The 26,748-nt window shown below is 70.0% G+C and carries 24 protein-coding genes; 11 read left to right on the top strand and 13 right to left on the bottom strand.

What is annotated here, in order from left to right; genetic code table 11:
- The first annotated feature begins 119 nt into the window (after positions 1-119).
- Complete coding sequence (locus tag H521_RS21140; RefSeq protein ID WP_051159130.1) at positions 120-1,607, top strand: helix-turn-helix transcriptional regulator; 1,488 nt, start codon at positions 120-122, stop codon at positions 1,605-1,607.
- Positions 1,608-1,628: 21 nt separating this feature from the next.
- Here the strand turns inward: H521_RS21140 and H521_RS0102710 are convergent, their stop codons facing one another.
- Positions 1,629-2,414 carry a glycoside hydrolase family 16 protein gene (locus H521_RS0102710; protein WP_022891497.1) on the bottom strand — a complete coding sequence of 262 codons (786 nt, stop codon included), beginning with the start codon at positions 2,412-2,414 and terminating at the stop codon, positions 1,629-1,631.
- 156 nt (positions 2,415-2,570) lie between these two features.
- On the opposite strand from H521_RS0102710, the gene H521_RS0102705 reads away from it, so the two are divergent.
- Together H521_RS0102705 and H521_RS0102700 are read left to right on the top strand one after the other, a co-directional pair.
- Positions 2,571-4,019, top strand: coding sequence for an NAD(P)/FAD-dependent oxidoreductase (locus tag H521_RS0102705; protein ID WP_026481816.1), 1,449 nt, complete (start codon positions 2,571-2,573; stop codon positions 4,017-4,019).
- A complete protein-coding gene (locus tag H521_RS0102700) occupies positions 4,016-4,372 on the top strand; it encodes a cupin domain-containing protein (RefSeq protein WP_022891495.1) in 357 nt (118 codons plus the stop codon). The genes H521_RS0102705 and H521_RS0102700 overlap by 4 nt, the downstream gene beginning before the upstream one ends.
- Before the next feature lie 9 nt (positions 4,373-4,381).
- Here the strand turns inward: H521_RS0102700 and H521_RS0102695 are convergent, their stop codons facing one another.
- From H521_RS0102695 to H521_RS0102675, 5 genes are all read right to left on the bottom strand, one after another.
- Entirely contained in the window at positions 4,382-5,101 is a 720-nt protein-coding gene (locus H521_RS0102695) for a winged helix-turn-helix transcriptional regulator (protein WP_022891494.1), read from the bottom strand.
- A 13-nt stretch (positions 5,102-5,114) separates the two neighbouring features.
- Entirely contained in the window at positions 5,115-5,576 is a 462-nt protein-coding gene (locus H521_RS0102690; protein ID WP_022891493.1) for a VOC family protein, read from the bottom strand.
- 105 nt (positions 5,577-5,681) lie between these two features.
- Positions 5,682-6,131, bottom strand: a complete 450-nt coding sequence (locus H521_RS0102685; RefSeq protein WP_022891492.1) for a GlcG/HbpS family heme-binding protein — start codon at positions 6,129-6,131, stop codon at positions 5,682-5,684.
- Positions 6,115-7,620, bottom strand: coding sequence for an APC family permease (locus tag H521_RS21135; RefSeq protein WP_022891491.1), 1,506 nt, complete (start codon positions 7,618-7,620; stop codon positions 6,115-6,117). The genes H521_RS0102685 and H521_RS21135 overlap by 17 nt, the downstream gene beginning before the upstream one ends.
- Before the next feature lie 219 nt (positions 7,621-7,839).
- A complete protein-coding gene (locus H521_RS0102675; protein ID WP_026481814.1) occupies positions 7,840-9,519 on the bottom strand; it encodes a PucR family transcriptional regulator in 1,680 nt (559 codons plus the stop codon).
- 105 nt (positions 9,520-9,624) lie between these two features.
- Between H521_RS0102675 and H521_RS0102670 the strand changes: the two genes are divergently transcribed.
- The 4 genes from H521_RS0102670 (at position 9,625) to H521_RS21125 (ending at position 15,630) form a co-directional block, all read left to right on the top strand.
- Positions 9,625-11,205 (top strand): CoA-acylating methylmalonate-semialdehyde dehydrogenase, encoded by a 1,581-nt coding sequence (locus tag H521_RS0102670; RefSeq protein WP_022891489.1) that lies wholly within the window; start codon positions 9,625-9,627, stop codon positions 11,203-11,205.
- 101 nt (positions 11,206-11,306) lie between these two features.
- Complete coding sequence (locus H521_RS0102665; protein WP_022891488.1) at positions 11,307-12,722, top strand: aspartate aminotransferase family protein; 1,416 nt, start codon at positions 11,307-11,309, stop codon at positions 12,720-12,722.
- Between the two features lie 123 nt (positions 12,723-12,845).
- Complete coding sequence (locus tag H521_RS21130; protein WP_022891487.1) at positions 12,846-14,051, top strand: aminotransferase class I/II-fold pyridoxal phosphate-dependent enzyme; 1,206 nt, start codon at positions 12,846-12,848, stop codon at positions 14,049-14,051.
- Positions 14,052-14,100: 49 nt separating this feature from the next.
- The gene (locus H521_RS21125; protein ID WP_022891486.1) at positions 14,101-15,630 is read left to right on the top strand and encodes a flavin monoamine oxidase family protein; all 1,530 of its coding nucleotides are present in this window, start codon (positions 14,101-14,103) and stop codon (positions 15,628-15,630) included.
- Here the strand turns inward: H521_RS21125 and H521_RS21120 are convergent.
- The 4 genes from H521_RS21120 to H521_RS0102635 all read right to left on the bottom strand — a co-directional run bounded on the left by H521_RS21120 (position 15,527) and on the right by H521_RS0102635 (position 18,787).
- A complete protein-coding gene (locus H521_RS21120) occupies positions 15,527-16,276 on the bottom strand; it encodes a Pr6Pr family membrane protein (protein WP_022891485.1) in 750 nt (249 codons plus the stop codon). The genes H521_RS21125 and H521_RS21120 overlap by 104 nt on opposite strands.
- Positions 16,277-16,373: 97 nt before the next feature.
- Entirely contained in the window at positions 16,374-17,207 is an 834-nt protein-coding gene (locus H521_RS0102645) for an amino acid ABC transporter ATP-binding protein (RefSeq protein ID WP_022891484.1), read from the bottom strand.
- On the bottom strand, positions 17,194-17,856 hold the full coding sequence (locus tag H521_RS0102640) for an amino acid ABC transporter permease (protein WP_022891483.1): 663 nt from the start codon (positions 17,854-17,856) through the stop codon (positions 17,194-17,196). Before H521_RS0102640 ends, H521_RS0102645 begins: the two co-directional genes overlap by 14 nt.
- Before the next feature lie 115 nt (positions 17,857-17,971).
- A complete protein-coding gene (locus tag H521_RS0102635) occupies positions 17,972-18,787 on the bottom strand; it encodes an amino acid ABC transporter substrate-binding protein (RefSeq protein WP_022891482.1) in 816 nt (271 codons plus the stop codon).
- A 311-nt stretch (positions 18,788-19,098) separates the two neighbouring features.
- Between H521_RS0102635 and H521_RS0102630 the strand changes: the two genes are divergently transcribed.
- Complete coding sequence (locus H521_RS0102630; RefSeq protein ID WP_022891481.1) at positions 19,099-19,425, top strand: hypothetical protein; 327 nt, start codon at positions 19,099-19,101, stop codon at positions 19,423-19,425.
- 54 nt (positions 19,426-19,479) lie between these two features.
- Here the strand turns inward: H521_RS0102630 and H521_RS0102625 are convergent, their stop codons facing one another.
- The 3 genes from H521_RS0102625 to H521_RS0102615 all read right to left on the bottom strand — a co-directional run bounded on the left by H521_RS0102625 (position 19,480) and on the right by H521_RS0102615 (position 23,643).
- Positions 19,480-21,021, bottom strand: a complete 1,542-nt coding sequence (locus H521_RS0102625) for an aldehyde dehydrogenase family protein (RefSeq protein ID WP_022891480.1) — start codon at positions 21,019-21,021, stop codon at positions 19,480-19,482.
- A gap of 136 nt (positions 21,022-21,157) precedes the next feature.
- Positions 21,158-22,354 (bottom strand): acyl-CoA dehydrogenase family protein, encoded by a 1,197-nt coding sequence (locus H521_RS0102620; protein ID WP_022891479.1) that lies wholly within the window; start codon positions 22,352-22,354, stop codon positions 21,158-21,160.
- A complete protein-coding gene (locus H521_RS0102615) occupies positions 22,351-23,643 on the bottom strand; it encodes a CaiB/BaiF CoA transferase family protein (protein WP_022891478.1) in 1,293 nt (430 codons plus the stop codon). The genes H521_RS0102620 and H521_RS0102615 overlap by 4 nt, the downstream gene beginning before the upstream one ends.
- Positions 23,644-23,755: 112 nt before the next feature.
- Between H521_RS0102615 and H521_RS0102610 the strand changes: the two genes are divergently transcribed.
- The 3 genes from H521_RS0102610 to H521_RS0102600 all read left to right on the top strand — a co-directional run bounded on the left by H521_RS0102610 (position 23,756) and on the right by H521_RS0102600 (position 26,708).
- Positions 23,756-24,526 carry a FadR/GntR family transcriptional regulator gene (locus tag H521_RS0102610; RefSeq protein WP_022891477.1) on the top strand — a complete coding sequence of 257 codons (771 nt, stop codon included), beginning with the start codon at positions 23,756-23,758 and terminating at the stop codon, positions 24,524-24,526.
- Positions 24,507-25,256 (top strand): PDC sensor domain-containing protein, encoded by a 750-nt coding sequence (locus H521_RS0102605; RefSeq protein ID WP_022891476.1) that lies wholly within the window; start codon positions 24,507-24,509, stop codon positions 25,254-25,256. The genes H521_RS0102610 and H521_RS0102605 overlap by 20 nt, the downstream gene beginning before the upstream one ends.
- A gap of 87 nt (positions 25,257-25,343) precedes the next feature.
- A complete protein-coding gene (locus tag H521_RS0102600) occupies positions 25,344-26,708 on the top strand; it encodes an NAD-dependent succinate-semialdehyde dehydrogenase (protein WP_026481807.1) in 1,365 nt (454 codons plus the stop codon).
- Positions 26,709-26,748 lie beyond the last annotated feature (40 nt).

Genomic DNA, 26,748 nt, shown 5'->3' with positions numbered 1-26,748 from the left:
TTCTTTCAACGCCGCATTCGACATGATCGAGGTGAATATCGGGAATCCACTGGCCAACGGCAGAAGTTTCGAGATTCTTCCGTTTGCGGCATCCCCTCGCCCGTGTCACCATCGAAGGCATGATCACCGCGGATCGCAGCGCGAATCCCTCCCCCGACCTTGCCGAGTCGAGTGCCGACGAGGTCGACGCGCTCACGCTCGGCCGCCGCATCCGCGATCGCCGAACGGCCCGTGGCCTGACCCTCGGCGAGCTCGCCACGGCGATCGACCGGGCGCCTTCGCAGGTCAGCGCGATCGAGAACGGCAAGCGCGAGCCGCGACTCTCGATGCTGCGCACGATCGCCCTCGCGCTCGGCACGAGCGTCGACGAACTGCTGCGAGCGGATGCCCCTTCGGAGCGCGCCGCCCTCGAGATCGCCGTCGAGCGCGCACAGCGCGGGCCGGTGTTCGCCGCGCTCGGCCTGCCGTCGTTCCGCGTCGCGAAGGGCATGAACGACCAGACCCTGCAGACGATCCTGAGCCTGCACAACGAGATCGACCGCTTGCACCGCGAGCGTGCCGCGACCCCCGAAGAGGCGCGCCGCGCGAATGCCCAGCTGCGCGACGAGATGCGGGCTCGCGACAACTTCTATCCCGAGCTGGAGGCGAAGGCGGCCGAGCTGCTCGAAGCGGTCGGCCACACCGGCGGCCCGGTCTCTCACCAGCTGGTCGCCGACATGGCGAGCCACCTCGGCTACTCGCTGCACTACGTCGGCGACCTGCCGCACTCCACCCGTTCGGTGACCGACAAGCGCAACGGGCGCGTCTACCTGCCGACACAGCAGTCGCCGTCGCGCGACTCCCGCTCACCGATCCTGCAGGCCCTCGCGAGCCACCTGCTCGGCCACGAGGAGCCGGCCGGCTACGCCGACTTCCTGCGCCAGCGCATCGAGACGAACTACCTCACGGCCGCGATCCTGCTGCCCGAGCAGGCAGCAGTGCGGTTCCTGACCGAGGCGAAGAACCTGCGCCGCATCTCGATGGAGGAGCTGCGCGACGCCTTCGCCGTCTCGTACGAGACCGCGGCGCACCGGTTCACGAACCTCGCGACGGCGCGGCTCGGCATCCCCGTGCACTTCACCAAGGTGCACGAGTCGGGCACGATCATCAAGGCGTACGAGAACGATCGCGTGCGCTTCCCGTCCGATGCCCTCGGCGCGATCGAGGGCACGACGATGTGCCGCAACTGGACCGCGCGCACGGTGTTCGACGTCGAAGACCGGTTCAGCCCGTGGTACCAGTACACCGACACTCCGTCGGGCACGTTCTGGTGCACCTCGCGCATCGAGAAGGCGAAAGAGGGCGAGTACTCGGTGTCGGTCGGCGTGCCGTTCGAGCACGTGAAGTGGTTCCGCGGGCGCGAGACACCGCATCGTGCGGTGTCGCGGTGCCCCGACCCCGCGTGCTGCCAGGCACCGACCAGCCTCGCCGATCGGTGGGCGGATGCCTCGTGGCCGGCGGCCCGCACCCCGACCTCGCTGCTCGCGGCGCTGCCGACCGGCACGTTCCCCGGCGTCGACCAGACCGAGGTCTACCAGTTCCTCGAGGCGCACGCCCCGCAGGCCTGACGTTCCTGCCCTCCCCTGCCGCTACGCGAGGCGGCGGTAGCCCCGGACCCACTCGACCGTGAACGCTTGCGGATATTCGACGCCCTCACCCGATTCGGGCGGGAAGTGGAACAGGTCGAGCATCAACTGCATGGGATAGTCAGGCGACTGGTCGCTGCGATGCACCTCACGGCCGTCGATGAAGAACACCGTCGACCCCGGCGCCCACTCGACGGCGTAGTCGTGGAACTGCCGAGCGTCGCCCGGCATCGCCACCCGCGCGAAGTCGTCACGGATCGACGGGTCGTTGAAGGGATGCACCCCCATGCCGACGAGCGCCTCGTGCTCGCCGATCTCACGCCCGAAGATCTCGAACACGCAGATCTCAGCCGACTGCTCTGGCCGGTCTTCGACGCCGATCATCCACAGCGCCGCCATGCTGTGCTCGCCGACGGTCGCAGCGGCGCGCACCTCGACGATTCCATAGCGCGGGGTGTAGAGCCGCACGTCGGGCTGCGCCTCCCGCACGACGAGCCCCTCGCGGAACGGGTGCTGACCAGACGCGCTGCCGAGCGGCCCGGAACGCACCGCCGTCTGCAGGTTCGACACCCGCACCGACCCGTCGTACTCCTCGGACCACGGCGACTGGTCGGCATCGACACGCAGCGTGAGACGCCCCTCGCCGATCTCGTAGCGGGCGCGGCTGCGTTCACGGCTCGACCACTGCGGCAGGTAGTACGGCAGCCACTGGGCCGGGTCGAGGTCGCTGCCGGAGAAGTCGGCGTCGAACTCGATCTCGTAACGGGAGTAGTCGATCGAATCGGTCACGTGCCATCTTCGCGTGCCCGCACCGACATGTACGCATCCGCCGTATCCGGCCACCCTGTCCGGAGGCGAGCGGATGTCGCGACACCTGGCCCATAGCGGCGGGCACTGTGCGCGCGGGAGGATGGAATCCACCACAACCGCATCGGAGTGATCGCAGTGGGAACCACCGTCTTCGAACGACGTCAGCCGCCGGCATCCGTCGTCGAGCACGCACTCGCCGCCACCAGGCACTCGGTGTTCTGGCTCGACGACCTGCCCGCCGGCGCCGTCGGCGGTCGCCCGAAGCTCACGGGGCGGCGCGTGGCCGACCTCGTCGTCGTCGGCGGCGGCTACACCGGCCTCTGGAGCGCGGTGCTCGCCAAGCGCCGCAACCCGAACGCGCACGTCGTGCTCGTCGAGGCGAAGTCCATCGGCTGGGCGGCATCGGGCCGCAACGGCGGCTTCTGCGAGGCGAGCCTCACTCACGGTGACGAGAACGGCATGGCCCGCTGGCCGAAGGAGATGCCGACGCTCCACCGCCTCGGCATCGAGAACCTCGACGCGATCGAAGCGTCAGAGGCCGAGCTCGGCATGGACTTCCACTTCGAGCGCACCGGCCAGCTCGCGCCGGCGATCGAGGAACACCAGGTCGAGTGGCTGCGCGAGTGGCATGCCGAGGCCGTCGCGCGCGGCGAAGAGGGCATCGTCTATCTCGATGAGGCGCAGGTGCAGGCCTCGGTCGCCTCGCCCACCTATCTCGCGGGAGTCTGGGAGCAGCGGACGAACGGCATGCTGCATCCGGCACGGCTCGCCGCAGAGCTCGCCCGGGTCGCCGAAGAGCTCGGGGTCGAGATCTTCGAGCACTCCCCCGTCAAGCGCCTCGAGACGCCGGGATCGACGGGCGCCGTCTCGGTCGTCACCGATGGCGGCCGGGTCGACGCTGCGCATGCCGTGCTCGCCACGAACGTGTTCCCGTCATTGCTGAAGCGCAACCGCCTGATGACCGTGCCGGTCTACGACTACGTGCTGATGACCGAGCCGCTGTCGCCGAAGCAGCTCGCCGACATCGGCTGGAACGACCGCCAGGGCATCGGCGACATGGCGAACCAGTTCCACTACTACCGGCTCTCGAAAGACAACCGCATCCTCTTCGGCGGCTACGACGCGATCTACCACTACGGCCGCAAGGTGCGCAGCGACTACGAGAACCGGCCAGAGACGTGGCAGAAGCTCGCGAGCCACTTCTTCACGACGTTCCCGCAACTCGAGGGCCTGCAGTTCAGCCACCAGTGGGCGGGCGCGATCGACACGAGCACCCAGTTCACGGCGTTCTTCGGCACGGCCCGCGATGACCGCATCGCCTACGCGGCGGGCTTCACGGGCCTCGGCGTGGGCTCGACGCGCTTCGCCGCCGAAGTCATGCTCGACCTGCTCGAGGGTCGCGACAACGAGCGCACCTCGCTCGAGATGGTACGGAAGCGCCCGCTGCCATTCCCACCAGAGCCGGCTGCCGCGATCGGCATCAACGCCACGCGCTGGTCGCTCGACCGGGCCGACCACGACCGCGGCAAGCGCAACGTGCTGCTGAAGACGCTCGACGCCCTCGGGCTGGGGTTCGACTCATGAGCGACGAGCTGCGGCTTCTCGCTGGAACGGTGACGGATGCCGCATCCGCTCGCCTCGCGCACGAACCGGTGTCGGCCGAGCAGATCGTCGCCGGGGCACCGACCACGGGCTACCTCGCCCTCGACACCTCGAGCGCCGGCGAGATCGGAGTCTGGGAGATGACGCCCGGCGCGATGCGCGACGTCGAGGTCGACGAGGTCTTCGTCGTGCTCGCGGGCGCGGCGACGGTCGAGTTCGAGCACCCTGCCGCCGACCCGATCGTGCTTGCTCCGGGCGCCGTCGTGCGCCTCGAGGCCGGCATGAAGACGATCTGGACCGTGCGCGAGACGCTGCGCAAGGTGTTCATCGGCTGAGCCCCGCTCTCAGGCTGCTGCGGCTGCGGCCGACGACGCATTGTTCGACGGACCGACGGGCTCGATGCGGAAGGTCGATCCGAAGCGCCCGAGCAGTTCGGTCTCGCCGGCGAGCACGGTCGCGAGGCCGGCATCACCGGCGAGGAACTCGCGAAGTGACGCGGGCGAGACCTCGAGGTCGAGCACGGTCTGCGGCACGGGCTCGAAGGCTGAGCGGCGTCGCGGCTGGGGCAGCGCGCCTGCGCCGACCGGCATCACGTCGAGGCTCGCGCCGACGACGATCGCCGAGACCGACACCTCGCCGACGTGCAGCACGTATTCGGTGGGCGGCAGCGTCGCTGCGGCATCCGGCCGGAATGCCGCGCGCAGCGCGATGGTCACTGCATCGCCCGACACTCGGTCATCGTCGGCCGGCTCGCCGGGCACCGACCATCCCCAGCGTTCGAGGGCGAGCACCACCGGCTCGAGGCCGCGCCCGAGCGGGGTGAGCTCGTAGCCGCCGCGCACGGTGGGTACACGCCGCACGACGCCGGCCTCTTGCAGCTCTTTGAGCCGGTCGCTCAGGATGTTGGTGGGGATGCGTGGGAGCCCGGTCTTCAGGTCGCCGTAACGGCGCGGGCCGACGAGCAGGTCGCGAACGATGAGCAGCGCCCATCGATCGCCGACCCGCTCGAGCGCCCGAGCCGCGCCGCTGTGCTGGCCGAAGCCGCGAGCCCCGCGAGTGGCCACGAGGCCGACCCGGTCAGGCCGGCGTCGACGCCGCGTCGGCGCCCTGCTGGCTCAGGTAGGCATCGGGGCCCTTCTCGGCGGCCTCCGGCGCCATGTAGAGGAACTCGAGGATGTTGCCGTCGGGGTCTTCGAGGTCGCGCGAGTACATGAAGCCGAAGTCCTGCGCCTCGCGCGGCTCGTTGCCACCGGCGGCGAGTCCCTTGCCGAGCACCGCGTCGACGTCATCGCGTGACTCGCGACTGAGCGCGATGAGAGCCTGCGCCTGCGTCTTCGGGTCGATGATCTGCTTGTCGGTGAAGGTGCCGAGGTACTCACGAGTGAGCACCATGAAGTAGATGTTCTCGCCGAGCACGACACAGGCCGCGTTCTCGTCGGTGAACATCGGGTTGATGCTGAACCCGAGCGCCTCGTAGAACGCCTTCGAGCGGTCGAGGTCGGTGGTGGGCAGATTCACGAAGATGCTGGTCGCGGTCATGGTGGCCTCCGATGGCTGGAACTGGTCTGGGTGGTGTTGCGAGACCTAGCTTGCTCTTTGCAAGTGCACTTGTCAATAGCAAGTAAACGACAGGACCCACCGAATTCAGCGCGCGGAGCCGGCCTCCGCGAACGCCGCCGAGGCGGCGTACGCGCACGACTCGTCGTCGGCCGCGTCGGCGCCGCTCACCCCGACTCCACCGAGCACGACGCCGTCGATCGCCAGCGGCACGCCGCCCGCGAACAGCACGTATCGCCCGCCGCCGTTCGCATGCAGGCCGAACAGCGACCCGCCCGGAGCGGCGAGCGCACCGAGTTCCGACGTCGCAACGCGATGGGCGACCGCCGTGAACGCCTTGTCGACGGCGAGGGTCGGTCCCGCGATCTCGGCGCCGTCCATGCGGGCGAAGGCGACGAGATGCCCACCGCCGTCGACGACTGCGATGCTCACCGCGACCCCGATCTGCTCCGCGCGGCGGCGAGCCGCCCCGATGAGCTCGACCGCGAGGTCGAGCCCGATCGAGACGGCCGCCCGCAGCTCAGCGGCCTCCGGCATCGCTCTGCTCGCCGACCGCGGCGGCACCTTCCGGCACGGTGCCCGAGGTGTCCGGCCGCTCCGGGACATCCGCGTCACTTGAAGCATCCGCGTCGCTGCCCGCGAGCACCGCACCGGCCCGGGCGAGCACCTCCGGGCGCCGGCGTCCGAACACCACGGCGACGACCGCCATGATCGCGATGAACGCCAGCACGACGTACGGGAAGTAGCGCAGCGGCTCGGCCGGCACGGGATACACCTGCCCGTAGATCGGGATGGCGAGCAACAGGATGCCGAGGACCGGCAGCACCACATGCCGCCACACCGCGCGCTCGCTGCGGCCCTCGCGGGCGAAGTGCCGCATGCACGCGATGTTCGTGAGGATGTAGACGGGGATGATCGCGAGCGTCAGGATCGAGCCGAGGTAGACGTAGGTGTTGAACGGCCCGGCGAGCAGCCCCAGGCCGAAGGTGAAGACGACCGAGACGACGGCCTGCAGCCAGATCGCGTTCGTCGGGGTGCGATGCACGGAATGGATGCGGCCGAGACCGCTCGGCAGCATCCCCTCGCGCCCCATGGCGAAGATGATGCGCACGATGCCGTTGTTCGCGTTCATGGTGACGGCGAAGATGCTCGAGATTCCGGCGAGGCCGATCAGCAGCTCGAGCCAGGGAGCGTACTCGCGCGCGAGCACGTTGAAGGGTGCGGCGCTGCCGGCGAGTTCGCCGACCCCGGTGACACCGAAGCCGATCATCTCGCTGTAGGTGCAGAAGACGTAGATCGCACCGACGAGCAGCAGCGAGTACAGGATGCCGCGCGGCACGTTCCGGCGCGGATTCCGCACCTCTTCGCCCAGCGTGGTCGCGGCTTCGAAACCGACGAACGAGAGGATGCCGAAGGTCATGCCGAGCGCGATGCCCGAGAGGCCGGTCGGAGACGCCGCCGGGTTGAACGGCTCGAGGGTGAGCCCATCGGCGCCGCCCTGCACGAGCACGATCGCGCTCAGCACTACGATGACGCCGACCTCGACGCAGAACAGGATGGCTGCGGTGCGGAGCGACCCTGAGATGCCGCGCAGCGACAGCACGATCATCAGCACCGTGAAGATCGCCGAGATGATGGTCCAATGCACGTGCACGCCGTATCCGGCGAGCACGTCTTGCGCGTAGACGCCGATGAGTGCGAGCTCGGCGGGCACGAGCAAGGCATAGGCGAGGAACATCAGGCCGCCCGTCACGAAGCCCGTGCGGGGGCCGACCCCGCGCGAGACGTAGGTGTAGAACGAGCCGGCGCTCGGGAACACCCGCGCCATCGCCATGATGCTGCTCGCGAGCACGAGCATCACGACGAGTGCGATGACGAACACGAGGGGCATGGCAGGGCCGGCACTGCCTGCCACCACCTGTGGGTTGAAGTAGACCGAGACCGCCGGGCCCATGAGCGCGGCGGACATGATGACCGCCCCGCCGAGTCCCACCGCGTTGCTGCGAAGTCCGCTGTGCTGCGCCATCCGTGCTCCAATCCGAAGATCCCGAATGCAGTTCGGGGCTGGGGAGACGTTAGGGGTCGCTGGGCTGCGGCGTAAAGATCCCTGCCGCCTGCACCGTCGATGTCCGCACACACTGACCTGACGATGGCGCGCCGCCGGTCGGATCGACCACCGGATCGCCACCGGAGCGCCATTGGTCGTGGCCCCAGGCAACCGCAGGGCGCGTCGACGCCGCTCAGGTCACCGCACGATGTTGCGTCGCACGAGCAGCGCGAGGTGCAGCGCAGTCAGCGTCTCGCCGTCATCGAGGTCGGCCCCGAGCAGCTCGCTGATGAGCGCGAGCCGCTGGTAGAACACCGATCGCGACAGGTGCGAAGCGGATGCCGCTGCGGTGCGGTTGCCCGGATGCGCGAGCACGGCGGCGAGCACGTCGAGCAGGTCGCCGCTGCGCGCGAGGTCGTAGTCGATGAGCGGCTCGAGCATGCGCTCGCCGTGCTCGAGCAGGCGGTGGTCGTCACGGAGCGCGGTCACCAGCTTCATCAGCGGGCGATCGTCGGCGCGTCGCAGCACGGGGCCGCGAGCCGCTCGCGGTGCCGGCCCGCGCGCGAGGTCGATCGCCTCCTGCACCGAGCCGAGCAGCGCCTCGAGTGTGGTCGCCTCCGAGCCGATCGAGACGACGAGGCGTTCGAGCGCGCCCGAGTCCCCGGCAACCAGCGCCTGGGCGAGCGCTCGGGCCGACGCGTCGTCGAACCGGCGCGACGCCGGCAACGAGAGCAGCGCCACCATGCCGGGCATCGGAAGCGTGCCGTCGGGCACCGCGCCGGCGAGCACCCGCCCGCCGAGTTCGCGAGCCGCGACCTCCGCTGCCGTCGAGGTCACGACGGCACCCGTAGCGACGAGGCCGAAGAGCCGGGCGCCGTCGATCGGCAGGCCGGCGGCCTCGACCCGGGCCGACGCGGCCGGCAGCCCGGCGAACCTGCCGGCGAGCAGTCCGTCGACGAGCCGCTGCCGACCGAGGCGCACCCACTCGTCGGCGGCGCCGTCGGCGAGACGACCGAGCGCGAGGGCGATCGCGCCCTGCTCGAGCACGCTCGTGCGTCCGGCCGGGTGCGCCGGCCCCGGCAGGGCGATGAGATGACCCCAGCGGATGCCCCGCGCCTCGACCGGCACGATGAGCCACTCGTCGGCCGCGACGCCGAGGGTGCGCCGGCGCTGCTCGTCATGCTGGCGATGCGCGAGCCGCGAGCGCGCCTCCCACCTGGTGAAGAGCTCCTCTTCGGCTGAGAGCGGCACCTCGGCGGCGACGACCTCGTGAGCGAGGTTCTCGAGCACGACCGCGGCGCCGAGCGTCTGGGCCAGCTGCTGCACGATGAAGTCGGGCGGCGAACCCCGCAGCGCGAGGGCGGTGAAGCGCTCGCGCACCTCGTCGCGGGCCCGCAGCGCCGCGGTCTGCTCCGAGATGATGCGGCTGTGCACCGCCTCGGTGAGCACGACGAACTTGACCTCGCGGTGCAGCGCGACGAGGGCGAGCCCGTGCTCGCGTGCCGCCGTCTCGACCACGGCCGGCACGTAGCGGTAGTGCACGCCGAGCTCGAGCACGAGACCCGCGAGCCCCGCCTCGACGAGCCCGACGATGAACGCGGTGAGGTCGGCCGGCTCGGTCGGCCAGCCCGACCCGGTCGAGAGCAGCAGCTCGCCGCCGTCGAGCAGTCGAGCCACTCCGGCGCTGTCGGAGACGTGAGCCCAGCGCACGTGCGAATCGAGCGTCGCGTCGCTCGAGAGCACCTCGGGCAGACCCCGAGCCACGGCGGGGATCGCGAGGATCTCACGCACCGTCGGAAGGCCGTCGCCCGCGATCGCACCGACCGGACGATTCGTCTGGATCGCCTCATCTTCGCGACGTTCTGCCACGGGATTCACCGTTCCTCCTCTGCAACACTGGAAACACGAAGCCTAGTCGACGTCGGCCACTCTGTCCGATTTCGGCATCGACACGCCCGCGGGCACACCAGCGAAGGAACTGCCATGAGCATCACCGAGACCGCTTCCTCGCCTGCGTCGGCCCCCGACGTGCGGCTGATCGGACACTGGATCGACGGCGCGCTGCGCGCGTCGGGCTCGGGCCGCACGGCCCCGGTGTACAACCCAGCGACGGGTGCAGTGCGGGCCGAGGTCGCGCTGGCCGACCAGGCTGAGATCGACGCGGCGATCGCGTCGGCGCAGGCCGGGTTCGAGCTGTGGAGCGGCTACTCGATCGCGAAGCGGCAGACCGTGATGTTCTCGTTCCGCGAGCTGCTGAACTCGCGCAAGGGCGAGCTCGCGGCGATCATCACGGCCGAGCATGGCAAGGTCGTCTCCGATGCGATGGGCGAGATCATGCGCGGCCAGGAGGTCGTCGAACTCGCGACCGGGTTCCCCAACCTGATCAAGGGCGCCTACTCCGAGAACGTCTCGACCGGCATCGACGTGTACTCGCTGAAGCAGCCGCTCGGCGTGGTCGGCATCATCAGCCCCTTCAACTTCCCGGCCATGGTTCCCATGTGGTTCTTCCCCATCGCGATCGCCGCCGGCAACGCCGTCGTGCTGAAGCCGAGCGAGAAGGACCCCTCTGCGGCGCTCTGGATCGCACAGCTCTGGAAGGACGCTGGGCTCCCCGACGGCGTGTTCACCGTGCTGCAGGGCGACAAGCTCGCCGTCGACGGCCTGCTCACCTCGCCGATCGTGCAGTCGATCTCGTTCGTCGGATCGACCCCGATCGCCCAGTACATCTACGAGACCGCGTCGAAGCACGGCAAGCGCGTCCAGGCGCTCGGCGGCGCCAAGAACCACATGCTCGTGCTGCCTGACGCCGACCTCGACCTCGTCGCCGACCAGGCCGTGAACGCCGGGTACGGCGCCGCCGGCGAGCGTTGCATGGCGATCTCGGTCGTTCTCGCCGTCGAGCCGGTCGCCGACGAGCTGATCGGCAAGATCAGCGAGCGCATCGCGAAGCTGAAGATCGGCAACGGCGCAGGCATCGACGCCGGTGACGGCAAGCTCAGTGAACCCGACATGGGCCCGCTCATCACCGACGTGCACCGCGACAAGGTCGCCTCCTACGTCGACATCGCCGAGGCCGACGGAGCGACGATCGTGGTCGACGGCCGCGGGTTCACGGTCGACGGCCATGAAGAGGGCTTCTTCTTCGGCCCGACCCTGATCGACAACGTGCCCACCACCTCGCGGGCGTACACCGAGGAGATCTTCGGCCCGGTGCTCTCGATCGTTCGCGTGGCCACGTACGACGAGGGTCTCGACCTGATCAACTCGGGCCGGTTCGGCAACGGCACCGCGATCTTCACCAACGACGGCGGCGCAGCACGCCGCTTCCAGAACGAGGTGCAGGTCGGCATGATCGGCATCAACGTGCCGATTCCCGTGCCCGTCGCCTACCACTCCTTCGGCGGGTGGAAGCAGTCGCTGTTCGGTGACGCGAAAGCCTACGGCACCCACGGCTTCGACTTCTTCACCCGCGAGAAGGCCGTGACCGCCCGCTGGATCGACCCGGCCACGCGCAATGACTCCGCGCACGGCGGCATCAACCTCGGCTTCCCCCAGAACCACTGATCCCTTCCGCCGGTCGAGTAGGCGCGCCAGCGCCGTATCGAGACCCGAGAGGTCTCGATACGCTTCGCTACTCGACCGGCGAGGCTCCGAAAGGCAACCGCATGACCGACACCATCACCGCCGAGACCGAAGCCGTGTACGCAGACCGGTCCGGCACGGTGCATCCGCTGCCCGACGCCGCCGCAGAGGCTCAGGTGCGCGCCGACGACCGGGCACACGTCTTCCACTCGTGGAGCGCGCAAGCGCTCATCGACCCGCTGCCGATCGCGGCCGGCGAGGGCTCGACCTTCTGGGACTACGACGGCAACGCGTACCTCGACTTCTCGAGCCAGCTCGTGAACCTGAACCTCGGGCACCAGCATCCCGACCTCGTCGCCGCCATCCAGCAGCAGGCGGGGCGGCTCGCGACGATCCAGCCGTCGATGGCGAACGACGTGCGCGGCGACCTCGCCCGTCGCATCGCCGAGGTCGCACCGGGCGACCTCGACAAGGTCTTCTTCACGAACGGTGGGGCCGACGCCAACGAGTACGCCGTGCGCATGGCGCGCGCCGTGACGGGCCGGCGCAAGGTGCTGTCGATGTACCGCAGCTACCACGGCGGCACCGCGACGGCGATCTCGCTCACGGGCGACCCGCGCCGCTGGGCCAACGAGCCGAGCGACGGCTCCGTCGCCCACTTCATGGGCCCGTACCCGTACCGCTCCTCGTTCCACGCCGACTCTCCCGAGCACGAGGCGACGCGCGCTCTCGAGCACCTCGAGCAGGTCATCACGCTCGAGGGCGCCGGCACGATCGCCGCCATCATCATCGAGACGATCGTCGGCACCAATGGCGTGCTCGTGCCGCCGCCCGGGTACCTGCAGGGAGTGCGCGAGCTCTGCGACCGCTACGGCATCGTCTACATCGCCGACGAGGTCATGGTCGGCTTCGGCCGCGTCGGCGAGTGGTTCGCCGTCAACGCCTTCGACGTCGTGCCCGACCTGATCACCTTCGCCAAGGGCGTGAACTCGGGCTACGTGCCGCTCGGCGGCGTGGTCATCTCGCAGCGCATCGCCTCGCACTTCGACACGGTGGCGTTCGCCGGCGGGCTCACCTACTCGGGGCATCCGCTCGCCTGCGCCGCCGGCGTCGCGACCTTCGAGGTGTTCGAGCGCGACGGGATCCTCGAGCGGGTGCGCGACCTGGGCGCCCGGGTCGTCGAGCCCCGACTCCGCGCGATGGCAGCGGCCCACCCCTCGATCGGCGAGGTGCGCGGCATGGGGCTGTTCTGGGCGATCGAGCTCGTGCGCGACGCCGGCACCCGCGAACCGCTCGTGCCGTTCAACGCGAGCGGGGCGGATGCCGCGCCGATGGCGGCCGTCGCGGCAGCATGCAAGCGTGCCGGCCTCTGGCCGTTCGTGCACTTCAACCGCCTGCACGTCGCACCGCCGCTCGTGATCACCGAAGCCGAGCTCGTGCGCGGGCTCGACATCATCGACGAGGCGCTGAGCGTCGCCGACGAGTACCTCGCGGTGTAACGACTGCACTGAGGCCCGCGCCCGGGCTCTCCCCGAGGACGCGGGCCTCTCTGCGGAGTACCATGGCGGCATTCACGGGGTCTCCGTGCCGACGGAGCCTCCCAGAACCCGAGGGAAGCGCTCATGGATGAACGACTCACTTCCGATCGCGTTGCGAACGTCGAGGGCGCGACGCCGTTCCAGCTGCTGTACGAGTTCTATCGACGTTCGGGATACGAGCGCCGCCGGCACGAGCCCGGCGTGCTCGACTTCACCTTCGGCGACCCGCACGACCAGCCGTCTGCGGCGTACGTCGAGATCCTTCGAGAGGCGCTGATCCCGCAGCACGAGCTATGGTTCGCATACAACTTCGGTGACGCGGGGGCGATCGCGGCCGCCACCGAATCTCTGCGACGGCATGTCGGCATCCCGTTCGAGAACGAGGACGTGCACCTCACGACGGGCGGATTCGCGGCGATATCGACCGCCCTCAAGATCGTCGGCGATGTCGGCGACGAGGTCGTGTACAGCCTGCCGCCGTGGTTCCTCTACGAGGGACTCGTTCGCGAGGCCGGCCTCGTGCCGGTGAAGGTGCCGATCGATCGCACGACCTTCGACCTCGACCTCGACGCGATCACAGAAGCGATCACGCCCCGCACGCGTATCGTGATCGTCAACAGCCCGAACAACCCGACCGGCCGCATCTACCCCGTCGAGACGCTCGAGCGGCTCGGCGCCCTGCTCGATGCCGCCTCCGAGCGCAACGGCCGCCGCATCTTCCTCATCTCCGATGAGGCCTACAACCGCATCGTGTTCGACGGCACGCGGTTCCGCAGCCCGGTCGAGTTCTACGCCTGGAGCTTCCTCGCCTACAGCTATGGCAAGACGCTGCTCTCACCGGGTGAGCGCATGGGCTACCTCGCGGTGCCACCGACGATGCCCGACCGTGAGCTGCTGCGCAACGCGATCGAGGCGATCCAGATCACCGGCGGATGGCTCTTCCCCAACGCCTCGATGCAGTATGCGCTCCCCCAGCTCGAGACATTGGAATTCGACCTCCCGCTCTTCCAGCGCAAGCGCGACGTCATGGTGGCCGCCCTCCGCGACATCGGCTATCGAGTCACGGTGCCCGAGGGCACGTTCTACCTGTTCCCCGAGTCACCGATCGGCGATGATGCCGCCTTCGCCGCGGCGCTCGACCGCGAGGGCGTGCTCGTGCTGCCGGGCCGGATGTTCGAGACACCCGGCTTCTTCCGGATCTGCCTCACGGCGACGATGGAGACCATCGAGGCGAGCCTGCCGCGATTCGCGACCGCATTCCGCGCGGTGGACCCGTCGATCTCCGCGTGAGCGAGCCCGCAACCTCCCGGGTGCCGGGCCGTCGGCTAGCCTGAATCACATGGACTCTCGGGCGGCGCCCGGCGGCATCGGCCGGCGAACCTTTCTCGCCGCCTCGTTCTCGGGCATCGCGACGCTCGCTCTCGCGAGCTGCACCTGGTCGGAGCCCGGCCCGAGCCCCGTGCCGACGACCGCGGCGCCGACCACGACTCCGCCCTCGCCGACGAACGGCGTGCCGCTGCCGACCGCGATGCGGCGCTCGCGCTGGGGCCGCGACCCGTTCGCGCGAGGCGCGTTCAGCTTCGACGCCGTCGGTGCCCCGACCGAGTTGCGCGAGCGGCTCGGCGAACCGGTCGGCGAGCGCATCGTCATCTCCGGCGAGGCGACCGATGCCGACGCCCCAGGCACGCTCGAGGGCGCGCGAGCATCGGGGCTGCGCGCCGCCGACGACATCGCCCGCCTGGGCGAACCGGGCGAACGCGTGGCCGTGATCGGCGCCGGCATCGCGGGCCTCACGGCGGCGCGCGAACTCGTCGACGCCGGCTTCGAGGTCGTCGTGATCGAGGCGCGCGACCGGCTCGGCGGGCGGGCGCACTCCGTCGACGCCGCGGGATTCGACACGCCGATCGAGCTCGGCACGGTGTTCGCGGGCGACGACGCGGCCCTGCTCGACGCCATGCACGAGGCATCCGTCGACACCGTGCCCTTCGTTCCCGACCTCTCGGCCACCACCGCCGAGGGCGCCCGCGTGCCGATCCCGGCGACGGGGCCCAACGCGATCGCGACCGCCCAGCAGTGGGCGAGCGAGCAGCCGGCCGACGTCTCGCTCGCGGCCGCACTCGCCGGCTCGGGCGCCGCACCACTGTCGTCCTCGCCCGACGCCACGGGCGTGAGCCCTGCCGACTGGCTCGCGCACACCATCCGCAGCGGCGTCGAACCGTCGACCGGTGCAGCGACATCCGCGGTGTCCGCCGGCCGCTACGACCCGCGCCGCCTGCAGCGTCTCGGCAACCTCATCACCGGTCGCCTCGCCGACTACGTCGACGAGCTCGCGAAGCCCCTCGACATCGCCGTATCGAGCGTCGTCACGCGCATCGCCTACAACGATCGCCGAGTGAGCCTGCGGCTCGATTCCGGCGAGTCCCTCAACGTCGATCGGGCGATCGTCACGGTGCCGCTCGGCGTGCTCAAGACCGACACCGTGCGCTTCAGCCCCGCCCTGCCGCTCATGCACCAGCGGGCGATCGCCATGCTCGGCATGGGAGTCGTCGACACGGTCTGGCTGCGCTTCGACGAGGCGTTCTGGCGAGCGGATGCCACGGGCGCACCCGGTTCGCCCGATGGCGACTTCGACGGCCCGGGCGGCGAACCCGAAGACCCCGACGAGACCCCGACCGTCGAGGTGCTGACCGTCGTCGGGGCGCCCTCCCCCGTGGCCGCGTGGATCGATGTCGGCGCTGCGACCGGCGAGCCCGTGCTCGTCGGCCTCATCGCCGCAGGGCAGGCGACTCGGCTCGAAGCACTCGACGATCAGGCGTTCCAGGCAGCGGTGCTCGAGGCGCTCGCGCCCTTCGCCACAACGCTCGATTGATGGCAACGAGCCCCGCCGTCAGCGACACGAAGATCACGAGCACGAGCAGGCAGTAGATGGCGACGCCCACGGGGCCACCGACCTGTGCCTCGTCGAGGAAGAAGTACGGGTACCAGCCGATGTCGGCGCCGCGAAGCAACGTGTAGACGAGCCAGATCGACGGGAACACGAGCACCCAGCCGGCGGTCGACCACGGCACCCGCGGGTTCACGGCCATGATGCTGTCGGCGGTCCACGCGGCCACGGCGAGCGCCGGCACCACGAAGTGCAGCACGGTGTCCGACCACGGCACGTCCATGCGGTAGTCGCGGGTCGACGCCTGCGCGACGATGATCGCGAACACGATGCCCGAGACGAGCACGTAGACCGTGACCATGGTGCGCAGCACCCCGAGCCACGCGGGGTCGCGCGGGGCGAAGAGCGCGAACGCGCCGGCGATGCCGAGCGTGACGACCGCCGCGAACGCCGATTGCACCGTGAAGTAGCTGAAGAAGTTGGCGGTCGCGAAGAGCCGGAAGCCGAGCACGTACTGGAAGTTGCCGACCAGCGCGGCGATCTCGAGCACCGCGACCAGCAGCCGGAAGACTCCGAGCGCCCGCCGCGCCCGCTGCTGCCCGTCAGCGCTGGTGCGTCGCGAGCCGGCCATGCTTCAACGCTAGCGGGCGTGCCGCGACGAGCGCCGCCGGTCGAGTAGGCGCGCCAGCGCCGTATCGAGACCTGAATGCGGGTCTCGATACGCTCCGCTACTCGACCGGCGGAGCCTCGCCGCCATCCTCGAGCGGCCGCAGGATGCGGTCGAGGAACCGCCGCGTGCGCTCGTGCGTCGGGTTGGTGAAGATCGTGCCGGGCTCGCCGCGCTCGACCACGACGCCGCCGTCCATGAAGAGCACCTCGTCGGCCGCCTGCCGGGCGAAACTCAGCTCGTGCGTGACGACCACCATGGTCCAGCCCTCGTCGGCGAGCTCCTTGATCACCTGCAGCACCTCGCCCACGAGTTCGGGGTCGAGCGCGCTCGTCGGCTCGTCGAAGAGCAGCACCTGCGGCTTCAAGGCGAGCGCTCGCACGATGCCCACCCGCTGCTGCTGCCCGCCCGAGAGCTCGAACGGGTAGGCGTCGCGCTTCTCGGCGAGGCCGACCCGGTCGAGCAGAGCGGATGCCTCAGCGATCGCTTGCGCCTTGGGCACTCGCTGCACCCGGATCGGGCCCTCGATCACGTTCTGCAGCACGGTCATGTGCGGAAAGAGGTTGTGCTGCTGGAAGACCATCGCCGATCGATCGCGAAGCGCGTAGCGCTGCGCCTTCGTGATCGGCTTCGCGAAGTCGAGCACCGGCCCGTCGGCGAACTCGATGGTGCCGCCGCCGGGCGTCTCGAGCCCGTTGAGCGAACGCAGCACGGTGGTCTTGCCCGAGCCGCTCGGGCCGATGAGCACGACGACCTCGCCGCGCCGCACCTCGAGGTCGATCGAGCGCAGCACCTCGTTGTCGCCGAACGACTTGCGGATGCCGCGGGCTGTGAGCAGCACGGAGTCGTCGGGCGCGGCGATCGGGGCGAGCGGGTCGGCGTCAGTGGGCGACATAGCGATCCAACCTCTTCTCGATCAGGTTCTGCCCGCTCGAGAGCACGAGGCAGAACAGCCAGTAGATGAGCGCAGCCTCGATGTAGATGAGCAGGAACTCGCGGCTGAACGCGGCGATCTCCTGCGCCACTCGGAACATCTCTGTCACGAGGATGAGCGAGGCGAGCGAGGTGTCCTTCACGAGCGAGATGAAGGTGTTCGACAGCGGCGGCACCGACACTCGAGCCGCCTGCGGCAGGATCAGCCGCACGAGGGTCGTGCCCGGCGACATGCCGATCGTGAACCCGGCCTCCCACTGCCCCTTCGGCACCGAGAGGATCGCCGCCCTGATCACCTCGGCCGCGTACCCGCCGACGTTGAGCGAGAATGCGATGATCGCGCTCGGCCACGGGTCGATCGTGATTCCGATCGACGGCATGCCGTAGAAGATCACGAACAGTTGCACGAGCAGCGGCGTGCCGCGGATCACCGAGATGTAGAACCTCGCGATGCCACTCAGCACCCGATTGCGGCTGATGCGCATGAGCGCGACGCCGAGCGCGAGCACGAGGCCGAGCGCGAAGGAGGCCACTGCGAGCGGGATGGTGCCGCTGATGCCGCCCCAGAACAATGGCCAGAACGAGTCGAGCGCGAGCTGCCACTCGGTCATCGCCTCACCGCCTTCCGGAATACGGCGGATGCCGCGCCCCCCATGATTCCACTCGGACGCTGTCGTCCGTGCGAATCAGGGGAACGCGGCATCCGCCGGTGTTTGCGGTCGAGCGCTACTGCGAGACGTCCTCGCCGAAGTACTTCTCGCCGAGCTCAGCGAGCACGCCCTCCTCGCGGAGTTCGGCGAGTGCCTCGTCGACGGCCTTCACGAGTGCGGTCTTGTCTTTCGCGAACGTGAGGGCGCTCTCGCTCGGATCGGTCTCGGCGGCCACGGCGAGCTTGGCGTCGGGCGTCTGCTTGAGATAGTCGAGGTAGGTGAGCTTGTCGTTCACGGTCGCGTCGACTCGGCCCTGCTCGAGGAGGGCGACGGCCTGCGCCCAGCCCTCGACGGCCTCGACGTTCGCACCCGCGTCGACGGCGAGCTGGTAGAAGTTGCTCGTGAGCGACTGCGCCGTGGTCTTGCCCTCGAGGTCTTCAAAGCTCGAGATCGAGTCATCGCCCTCGTTCACCACGACGACGCTCGGCGACACCGTGTACGGCGTCGAGAAGAGGTAGCTCTCTTCGCGCTCGGGGTTGATCGACACCTGGTTCGCGATGACGTCGAAGCGGCCGGCGTCGAGACCCGCGAAGATCGCGTCCCACTGCGTCTCTTCGAACTGGATCTCGAGGCCGAGCTTCTCGGCGACGGCCTCGGCGATCTCGACGTCATAGCCGACGAGTTCGCCTGCGCCGCCCTCGTGGTATGTGAAGGGCGGGTAGGTGCCCTCGGTCGCGACAGTCAGCGTTCCAGCCTTCACGAGTCCGTACTCGTCGTCGCTCGCGGCATCGCTCGATGCCGGCGCGCCGCTCGAGCAGGCGGCGAGGGTGACGAGGGCGACGGATGCTGCGGCGAGGCCGAGCAGGGTGCGAACGCGGGGTGCGCGAGACATGTGGAGCTCCGTTCGTGGGGAGTGCTGTGCCCGCGACGTGGTGCCGTGCACGGGGATCGGGTTTCGAGTCGAGTCCATCACGACCTCGCCCGTGGAGAAAACGGCGTTACCCCGCGTTTCATTCCCCGCCGGGCGGGAACTCGCGCCGTCCGTGCCCGCGATCGCATTCCGTTTGCGGCATACCGTGGTCGAGCGCCCCGCGCAACCCTCCCGAGCTGCAGAGGGGCCCGTCGATAGGCTGGGCCGCGGCGATGGAGTCCCCTCCGTCGCCGTGGTGCTCCCCCACACCGATCGGAAGGAACCCCCTACCCGTGTTCACCCTGTCCTGGCTTCTCGTCATCGCTCTCGTCGGCGGTGTGCTCGCGCTCATCGACGGCATTCGTCGCCTCCGCGGCCGCGGCACCTCGATCGTCGGCATCATCGAGGTCATCGTCGCGGCGCTGTTCGTACTTTCGCTGTTCCTGCCGGGCATCCCGTTCGGTTCGCTCGTGCTCGGCATCGCGACCCTGATCGTGCTCGTGGTCGCACTCATCGTCCGCGGTCGCACTGGGCTGAGCATCACGATCGCCGCGATCGTGCTCATCGCGCTCTGGCTGATTCTCGTCAACCGCTGGCTCGTCATACCCGGCATCAACTGAGGTTCTCGACACACGACGAGGGGGCGGCCCGTGCGGCCGGCCCCTCGTCAGCAGCTAGTGAGGCGCGGAGATGAGCACGCCGTCTTCGCGTCGGGGGATGCCGAGCGGATTGCCGTCGGCGAGCTCGGGCGGCAGCACGCTCGCCGGGGCGTCTTGATAGGCGATCGGCGCGAGCCAGCGGCGAATGGCCGTCGCCCCGACCGAGCTGTGCACCGACGCGGTGGAGGCGGGCCACGAACCGCCGTGGTGCTGAGCCCACGCGATCGCGACGCCCGTCGGCCAGCCGTTGAACACGACCCGGCCGGCGACGCGTTCGAGCGCGACGGTCAGCTCGGCGACGTCTTCGCCCGGGGCGTGCTGGATCGTGCCGGTCAGCGACCCCTCGAGCACCGCGAGCGCGGCGGCGAGCGATGCGGCATCGGCGTAGCGCACGAGCACGGTGAGCGGCCCGAAGCACTCCTCGAGGAACACCTCATGTGCTGCGACGAACGCCTCAGCCGAGGTCGCGACGACGACGGGCGCGGCGGCAATCACGGGCGTCGAGGCATCCGCTATCCGTTCGCCGGCGAAGACGAACTCGACGTCGTCACGGGCAACGAGCGCCGCCGACCCGGTGTCGTGGGCCGCGGCGATGCCGTCGGTGAGCAGCGCCTGCGACGGCGCCTCGGTGAGCGCGGTCGCAAGCTCGCGCTCGAACCCGGCACCCTCGGGCACGAACACGAGTCCGGGCTTCGTGCAGTACTGACCGCCGTCGCGGGTGAACGAGCCGGCGAGCCCCGAGGCGATGCCCGCGGCATCCGCAGCCGCCGCGGCCGACGTGACGACCACCGGGTTGATCGAGCCGAGTTCGCCGTAGAACGGGATCGGCGCGGGCCGTGCCGCGGCGAGATCGAAGAGCGCGCGGCCGCCGCGCGTCGAGCCGGTGAAGCCGACGGCCGAGACCAGCGGATGCCGCACGAGCGCGGTGCCCGCATCGAAGCCGTCGACGAGGGCGAGCGCCGAAGCCGGAGCGCCCGCGCCGGCCAGCGCCGCACGCCCGAGCTCGGCGACGCGCCGCGAGAGTCGGGGATGGCCGGGATGCGCCTTGACCACGACCGCGCATCCGGCGGCCAGCGCCGAAGCGGTGTCGTTGCCGAGCACCGAGAACGCGAACGGGAAGTTGGATGCGGCGAACACCGCCACGACGCCGATCGGGCGCAGAATGCGGCGCAGGTCGGCGCGGGGCGGGGTGAGCGAGGCATCGGGCGCATCGAGCGTCGCCTCGACGTACGAGCCCTCGAGGGCGACGCCCGCGAAGAAGCGCAGCTGCGTCGCGGTGCGCGTGACCTCTCCTGAGAGACGTGCGGCACCGAGGTGGGTCTCTTCGCCGGCGAGCTCCACGAGCTCGTCGCGATGCGCCTCGATCGCGTCGGCGAGAGCGGTCAGCCAGCGGGCCCGATCGGCGCGCGACGAGCGATCGACTCCGGAGGCCGCGGCGAGCCGCACCGCCACCTCGACGTCGGTCGCGGCATCCGTCACGATCGGATCGTCGTCGTGCCGCAGCTCGTCGCGCGGCGCCACGCGCGCGGCCTCCGCTGCCATGTTCGTCTCAGTCATCTCGGTACCTTCCGCTTCTGCTGCCGTCCATCATGCGCCTGTCCTCGAGTGGGCGATCTTGGTTGCCGTTCGCCCGCCGAATCGCCAGGTTCGCCCACTCGACGTGCGAGCGAGCGGATTCGGTCGTGGGAGTGCCTCAGAACGCGTTGAGCCCGGTGAGCTCGCGCCCGAGGATCAGCTGGTGGATCTCGTCGGTGCCCTCGTAGGTGCGCACCGACTCGAGGTTCGCGGCATGCCGCATGACCGGCCACGCGTTCGTGATGCCGTCGCCCGCGAGAATGGCGCGCGCCTCGTGCGCGATGTGCAGCGCCTCGCGCACGCTGTTGAGCTTGCCGACGCTGATCTGCGCGGGCGTGAGCGCACCGCGCTCTTTGAGCCGGCCGAGGTGCAGGGCGAGCAGCACGCCCTTCTCGACCTCGAGGAACATGTCGGCGAGCTTCGCCTGGATGAGCTGGTTCGCGCCGATCGGCTTGCCGAACACCTCGCGCGACGTCGAGCGCGATATCGCCGCCTCGAGGCACGAACGCGCGGCGCCCATCGCGCCCCAGACGATGCCGTAGCGCGCTTCGTTCAGGCAGCCGAACGGACCCGAGAGACCCTTCGCTCCGGGCAGCAGCGCGTCGTCACCGACGCGAACGCCGTCGAGTTCGATGTCGCACTGCACCGAGGCGCGCATCGAGAGCTTGCCGTCGATCGGCGTCGCCGTGAAGCCGGGCGTCGCGGTCGGCACGAGGAAGCCGCGCACCGTGGGCCGCCCGTCGCCACCGCCGAACTCGGCGTCGTCGACCTTCGCCCACACCACGGCGACGTCGGCGACCGATGCGAGGCCGATCCAGCGCTTCGCACCGTCGAGCACCCAGCCGTCGCCGTCACGGCGCGCGGTCGTCGTCATCCCGGCTGGGTCGGAGCCGCCCTGCGGTTCGGTGAGCGCGAAGCAGCCGACGAGGTCACCCGCGGCCATGCCGGGAAGCCAGCGCTGCTTCTGCTCCTCGGAGCCGTACTTGTGGATCGCGCTCATCGCGAGCGAGCCCTGCACCGACACGAAGGTGCGCCAGCCGCTGTCGGCCGCCTCGAGCTCGAGGCACACGAGGCCGTATGAGACGGCGCCCGCTCCGGCGCATCCGTAGCCCTGCAGGTGCATGCCGAGGAAGCCGGCATCGCCGAGCTCCTTCACGAACTCGCGGCGGAAGTGCTTGGCCTCGAAGTCGTCTTCGATGACCGGCAGGATTCGCTCCTGCGCGAACGCGCGCGCCTTCAGCTGCCAGTCGCGCTCCTCGGCGCTGAGCAGGGCGTCGAGGTCGAACACGGCGTCGATCGAGGGGGCTGAGGTCACGGGTGCGTTCCTTTCGAGGGGGTCGGATGCCAGTCGGCGCCGGCGTGCTCGTCGAGCGAAGGCGGCGGAGTGCGGTAAACGGCAGGGCTCTGCGAGAGGCCGATCGGGTTCGCGACGGTGCGGCTCGTGCGGGCACCCGACGCGATCTCGGCGACGGGCTCGAGGCCGAGCGTCTCGCCGAACGCGATCGCCTCGCCGACGTCGTTCACGAGCCCCGCGGGCACGCCGGCGACGCTGAGGGCCTGGATCCACTGCGCAGCGGATGCCGCAGCGAGCCGCTCCTCGATGAGCACCGTGAGCTCGGCGCGATGCGCGACCCGCTCGACGTTGCTCGCGAACCGCGGGTCGTCGGCCAGCGCCGGCAATCGCTGGTCGAGTAGGCCCGCCAGGGCCGTATCGAGACCCGGCTTGGTCTCGATACGCTCGCTTCGCTCGCTACTCGACCGGCGCGGAGCGTCGAGCACCTCGGCGAGCGCCCGGAACTGCTTGTCGTTGCCGACCGCGATCACGAGCTCGCGATCGGCGGCGCGGAACACGGCGTAGGGAGCGATGCTCGGGTGCGCGTTGCCGAGGCGCTGCGGCGGCACGCCCGTCGCGAGGGTCGATGCCGCCTGGTTCGTCAACGCCGAGAGCAGGCTCTGCATGAGGTTGACCTCGACGAGCTGGCCGCGGCCGGTGCGGTCGCGCTCGCGCAGGGCGAGCAGGATGCCGGCGACCGCGTTCTGCCCGGTGAGCACGTCGACGAGCGCGACTCCGGCCTTCGCGGGTTCGCCGTCGGCAGCGCCCGTGATCGACATGAGCCCGCCGACAGCCTGCACGAGCAGGTCGTAGCCGGCGAGCGCGGCGCCCTCTCCTGTGCCGAAGCCTGTGATCGAGCAGTAGACGACGCCGGGATTGGTCGCCGACACGTCGTCGTACGAGAGCCCGAAGCGCTGCATGACGCCGGGCCGGAAGTTCTCGATCACCACATCGGCGGATGCCGCGAGCCGCCGCGCCTCGGCGAGCCCCGACTCATCCGTGAGGTCGAGGGCGACCGATCGCTTGTTGCGGTTGACGCTGCCGAAGTAGGTGGCCTGGCCGCTCGCGTCGACGGGCGGGCGCCAGTGGCGGGTGTCGTCGCCGCCGGGCGACTCGATCTTCACGACGTCGGCGCCGAAGTCGGCGAGCATCATCGTGGCGTACGGCCCTGCGAGCACGCGCGAGAAGTCGGCGACCCGCACGCCGGCGAGCACGCCGGCAGGCGCCCCTGCAGGCAGCACGGTCTCGTCGCCGGTGCGTCGCTCGTGCATCCCATCCGCCTTCGCATGTCGGCGGCCAGCACGCCGCTTCAATTCATCCTATCTTGAATGATTTCTGCGCGCGCCGCCACCCGCGCCCGAATCGCTCGGCTAGCCTGAACGCATGGAGTCGAGGGTCGGACCGGGCGCGCGCGAGGCCGTGTTCGCCCAGCTCGCCGACGCCGGCCGCGCCGAGCAGGTCGCCCAGCGCCTGACCGACGGCATCATCCTCGGTGTGCTCGGCGCGGGCGAGCGCTTGCCGAGCGAGCCCGATCTCGCTCGCCGCTTCGGCGTCGCGCTCATCACCGTGCGCGAGGGGCTCGGCATCCTGCGCGAGGCGGGCCTCGTCGAGACCCGTCGCGGTCGCGACGGCGGCAGTTTCGTCGTGGCTGACGACGCCGATCACCGCTCCCTCATCACGACCCGACTGCGCGGGCTCGCGATGGTCGAGCTCAGCGACATGTCGGTGTACTTCGGGGCGATCCTCGCCGGGGTCGCCGAACGGGCTTCCGAACGAGCCTCGGCCGGCGACGCCGAGCGCCTCACGGCGTGGCTCGACGCGGCGGACTTCGGCAGCGCAGCATCCGCTCGCACCAATCAGGGCGGCTTCTTCCTCGAACTCGCCGTGCTCAGTCAGTCGGCGCGGCTCGTTCGCGAGCAGATCCGCCTGCAAGCCGAATTCGGGCCGTTGCTGCTGCTCGGCCTCGACGACGAGCAGGCCCGCACGGATGCCGCAGCGCACGACCACGCGATCATGCGGGCCGTCGCGGGCAACCGCCCGGCGCGGGCGCGCGAGGCGGCCGGCGATCTCGTGCGCGGGCTCTCGGAGCTCCTGCTCGCCGCGAAAGCCCGCATCGAACGGGGAGGCGGTCTCGATGAGCCGATCAGCGCCTGAGGTCGCCGTCGGCGTCGGCGAGGTCTTCGCCGGAGTGTTCGACCTGCTGGCGGAGTGGCGGCATCCCATCGAAGCCGTCATCGACGCGTCGCCCGAGGTGCGCCCCGCCGAGCTCGATGCGGTCGTCTCCGAGCTCGTGCTGCCGCGCCTCACCGAGCCCGACCCGCTGCTCGTCGGCGCCGGCTTCATCGCCGACGGCGCGATCGTGCGGGGTCGCGATGTGCACTTCGCCTGGTGGCTCGGCCCGCTCGAGGCCAACCCCGTGCTCGGCTCGACGACCGAGCCGACGCGACTCGACCTCTCGACGAGGGGCTACACCGAATACCTGCGCGACTTCCGCGCCCTCGAGTGGTACTCGATCCCCGCCTCGACCCGGCACGCGCACGTGACCGGGCCGTACGTCGACCACCTGTGCACGTGCGACTACATCCTGACGCTGACGATGCCGGTGCACGCCGCTGCAGCCGACGGCAGCGGCAACGGGGGCAGCGGCATGGTCGGCGTCGTCGGCGCCGACATCTCGGTGCGCCGACTCGAGCACGAACTGCTCGCCGCGTTCCTCGAGGTGCCCAAGCCGCTCGCGCTCGTCAACGAGGCGGGCCGCGTGGTGCTGTCGACCGATCCCGCACTGCAGGTGGGGCAGCTCGCGGATTCGGCGGCCGAGACGGAAGCCTGCCCGGGCACCCCGTTCCGGGTATTGGTCGAGCCTGCGGCATCCGGGTCGAAATGAATCATCCGTTGTTATATCTTTGACGTGAGCGTATGCACCGCGGCAGACGAGGCTCTGGCGCGTGTGCACCCCGAGAAGGAGAACCCCATGAGCTATGCCGTGATCAATCCTGCAACCGGTGAGACCGTCAAGACGTATCCGACGATCACCGACGCCGAGCTCGAGGCAGCCATCGCCTCGGCCGACGAGACGCACCGCACGTGGTCGCGTTCGACCTCCGTCGCCGACCGCGCCGCCCTCATCCGTCGGGTGGCCGAGCTGCACACCGAGCGCCGCGACGAGCTCGCCTCGATCATCGTGCGCGAGATGGGCAAGCCCATCGAGCAGGCCTACGGCGAGGTCGACTTCAGCGCCGACATCTACGCGTACTACGCCGACCACGCCGAGTCGCTGCTGAAAGACGAGCCGATCGAGCTGCTCGCCGGCGAGGGTTCGGCACTCATCCGCCGCGGCTCGCTGGGCGTGCTGCTCGGCATCATGCCGTGGAACTTCCCGTACTACCAGGTCGCCCGCTTCGCCGGCCCGAACCTCGTGATCGGCAACACGATCCTCTTGAAGCACGCCGAGCAGTGCCCCGAGTCGGCCGCCGCGATCGAGCAGATCTTCCGCGACGCGGGCTTCCCTGAGGGTGCCTACGTCAACATCTACGCCTCGCACGACCAGATCGCCACGGTCATCGGCGACAAGCGCGTGCAGGGTGTCTCGCTCACGGGCTCCGAGCGGGCGGGTGCCGCGATCGCCGAGATCGCGGGCCGCCACCTCAAGAAGGTCGTGCTCGAGCTCGGCGGCAGCGACCCCTTCATCCTGCTCTCGACCGACGACCTCGACGCGACCGTCGAGGCGGCCGTCGCCGCGCGACTCGACAACAACGGCCAGGCCTGCAACGCCGCCAAGCGCTTCATCGTCGTCGACGAGCTCTACCAGCCCTTCCTCGAGAAGTTCACGTCGGCGATCACGGCCGTCGAGACGGGCGACCCGACGAAGGAGACCACAGGTCTCGGCCCGCTCTCGTCGGCGAAGGCGACCGCGACGCTCACCGAGCAGGTCGAGCGCGCCGTGGCGCAGGGCGCCACCCTCGTGGCCGGCGGCACCGCCGACGGCAACTTCTACGCCGGCACGGTGCTCACCGACGTGAAGCCCGGTTCCGACGCGTTCCACGAGGAGTTCTTCGGCCCGGTGGCACAGGTCTTCAAGGTGGCCGATGAGGCAGAGGCCGTGCAGCTCGCGAACGACACCCCGTTCGGGCTCGGCTCCTACGTCTTCACGACCGACGCCGAGCAGGCGCTGCGCGTTGCCGACTCGATCGAGGCCGGCATGGTGTTCGTGAACGTGGTCGGCGCCGACGGGGCCGAGCTGCCCTTCGGTGGCGTGAAGCGATCGGGCTCGGGCCGCGAGCTCGGCCGCTTCGGCGCCGACGAGTTCGTCAACAAGAAGATGATCCGCATCGGCTGAGCGCGGCGCAGCGCTCGCGCCGGCACGAGACGGCACCAGA

Source organism: Agromyces subbeticus DSM 16689 (genome assembly GCF_000421565.1).
GTDB classification, from domain to species: domain Bacteria; phylum Actinomycetota; class Actinomycetes; order Actinomycetales; family Microbacteriaceae; genus Agromyces; species Agromyces subbeticus.
Note: the sequence above shows the minus strand (reverse complement) of the source record. Positions and strands in the feature narration are given on the sequence as shown.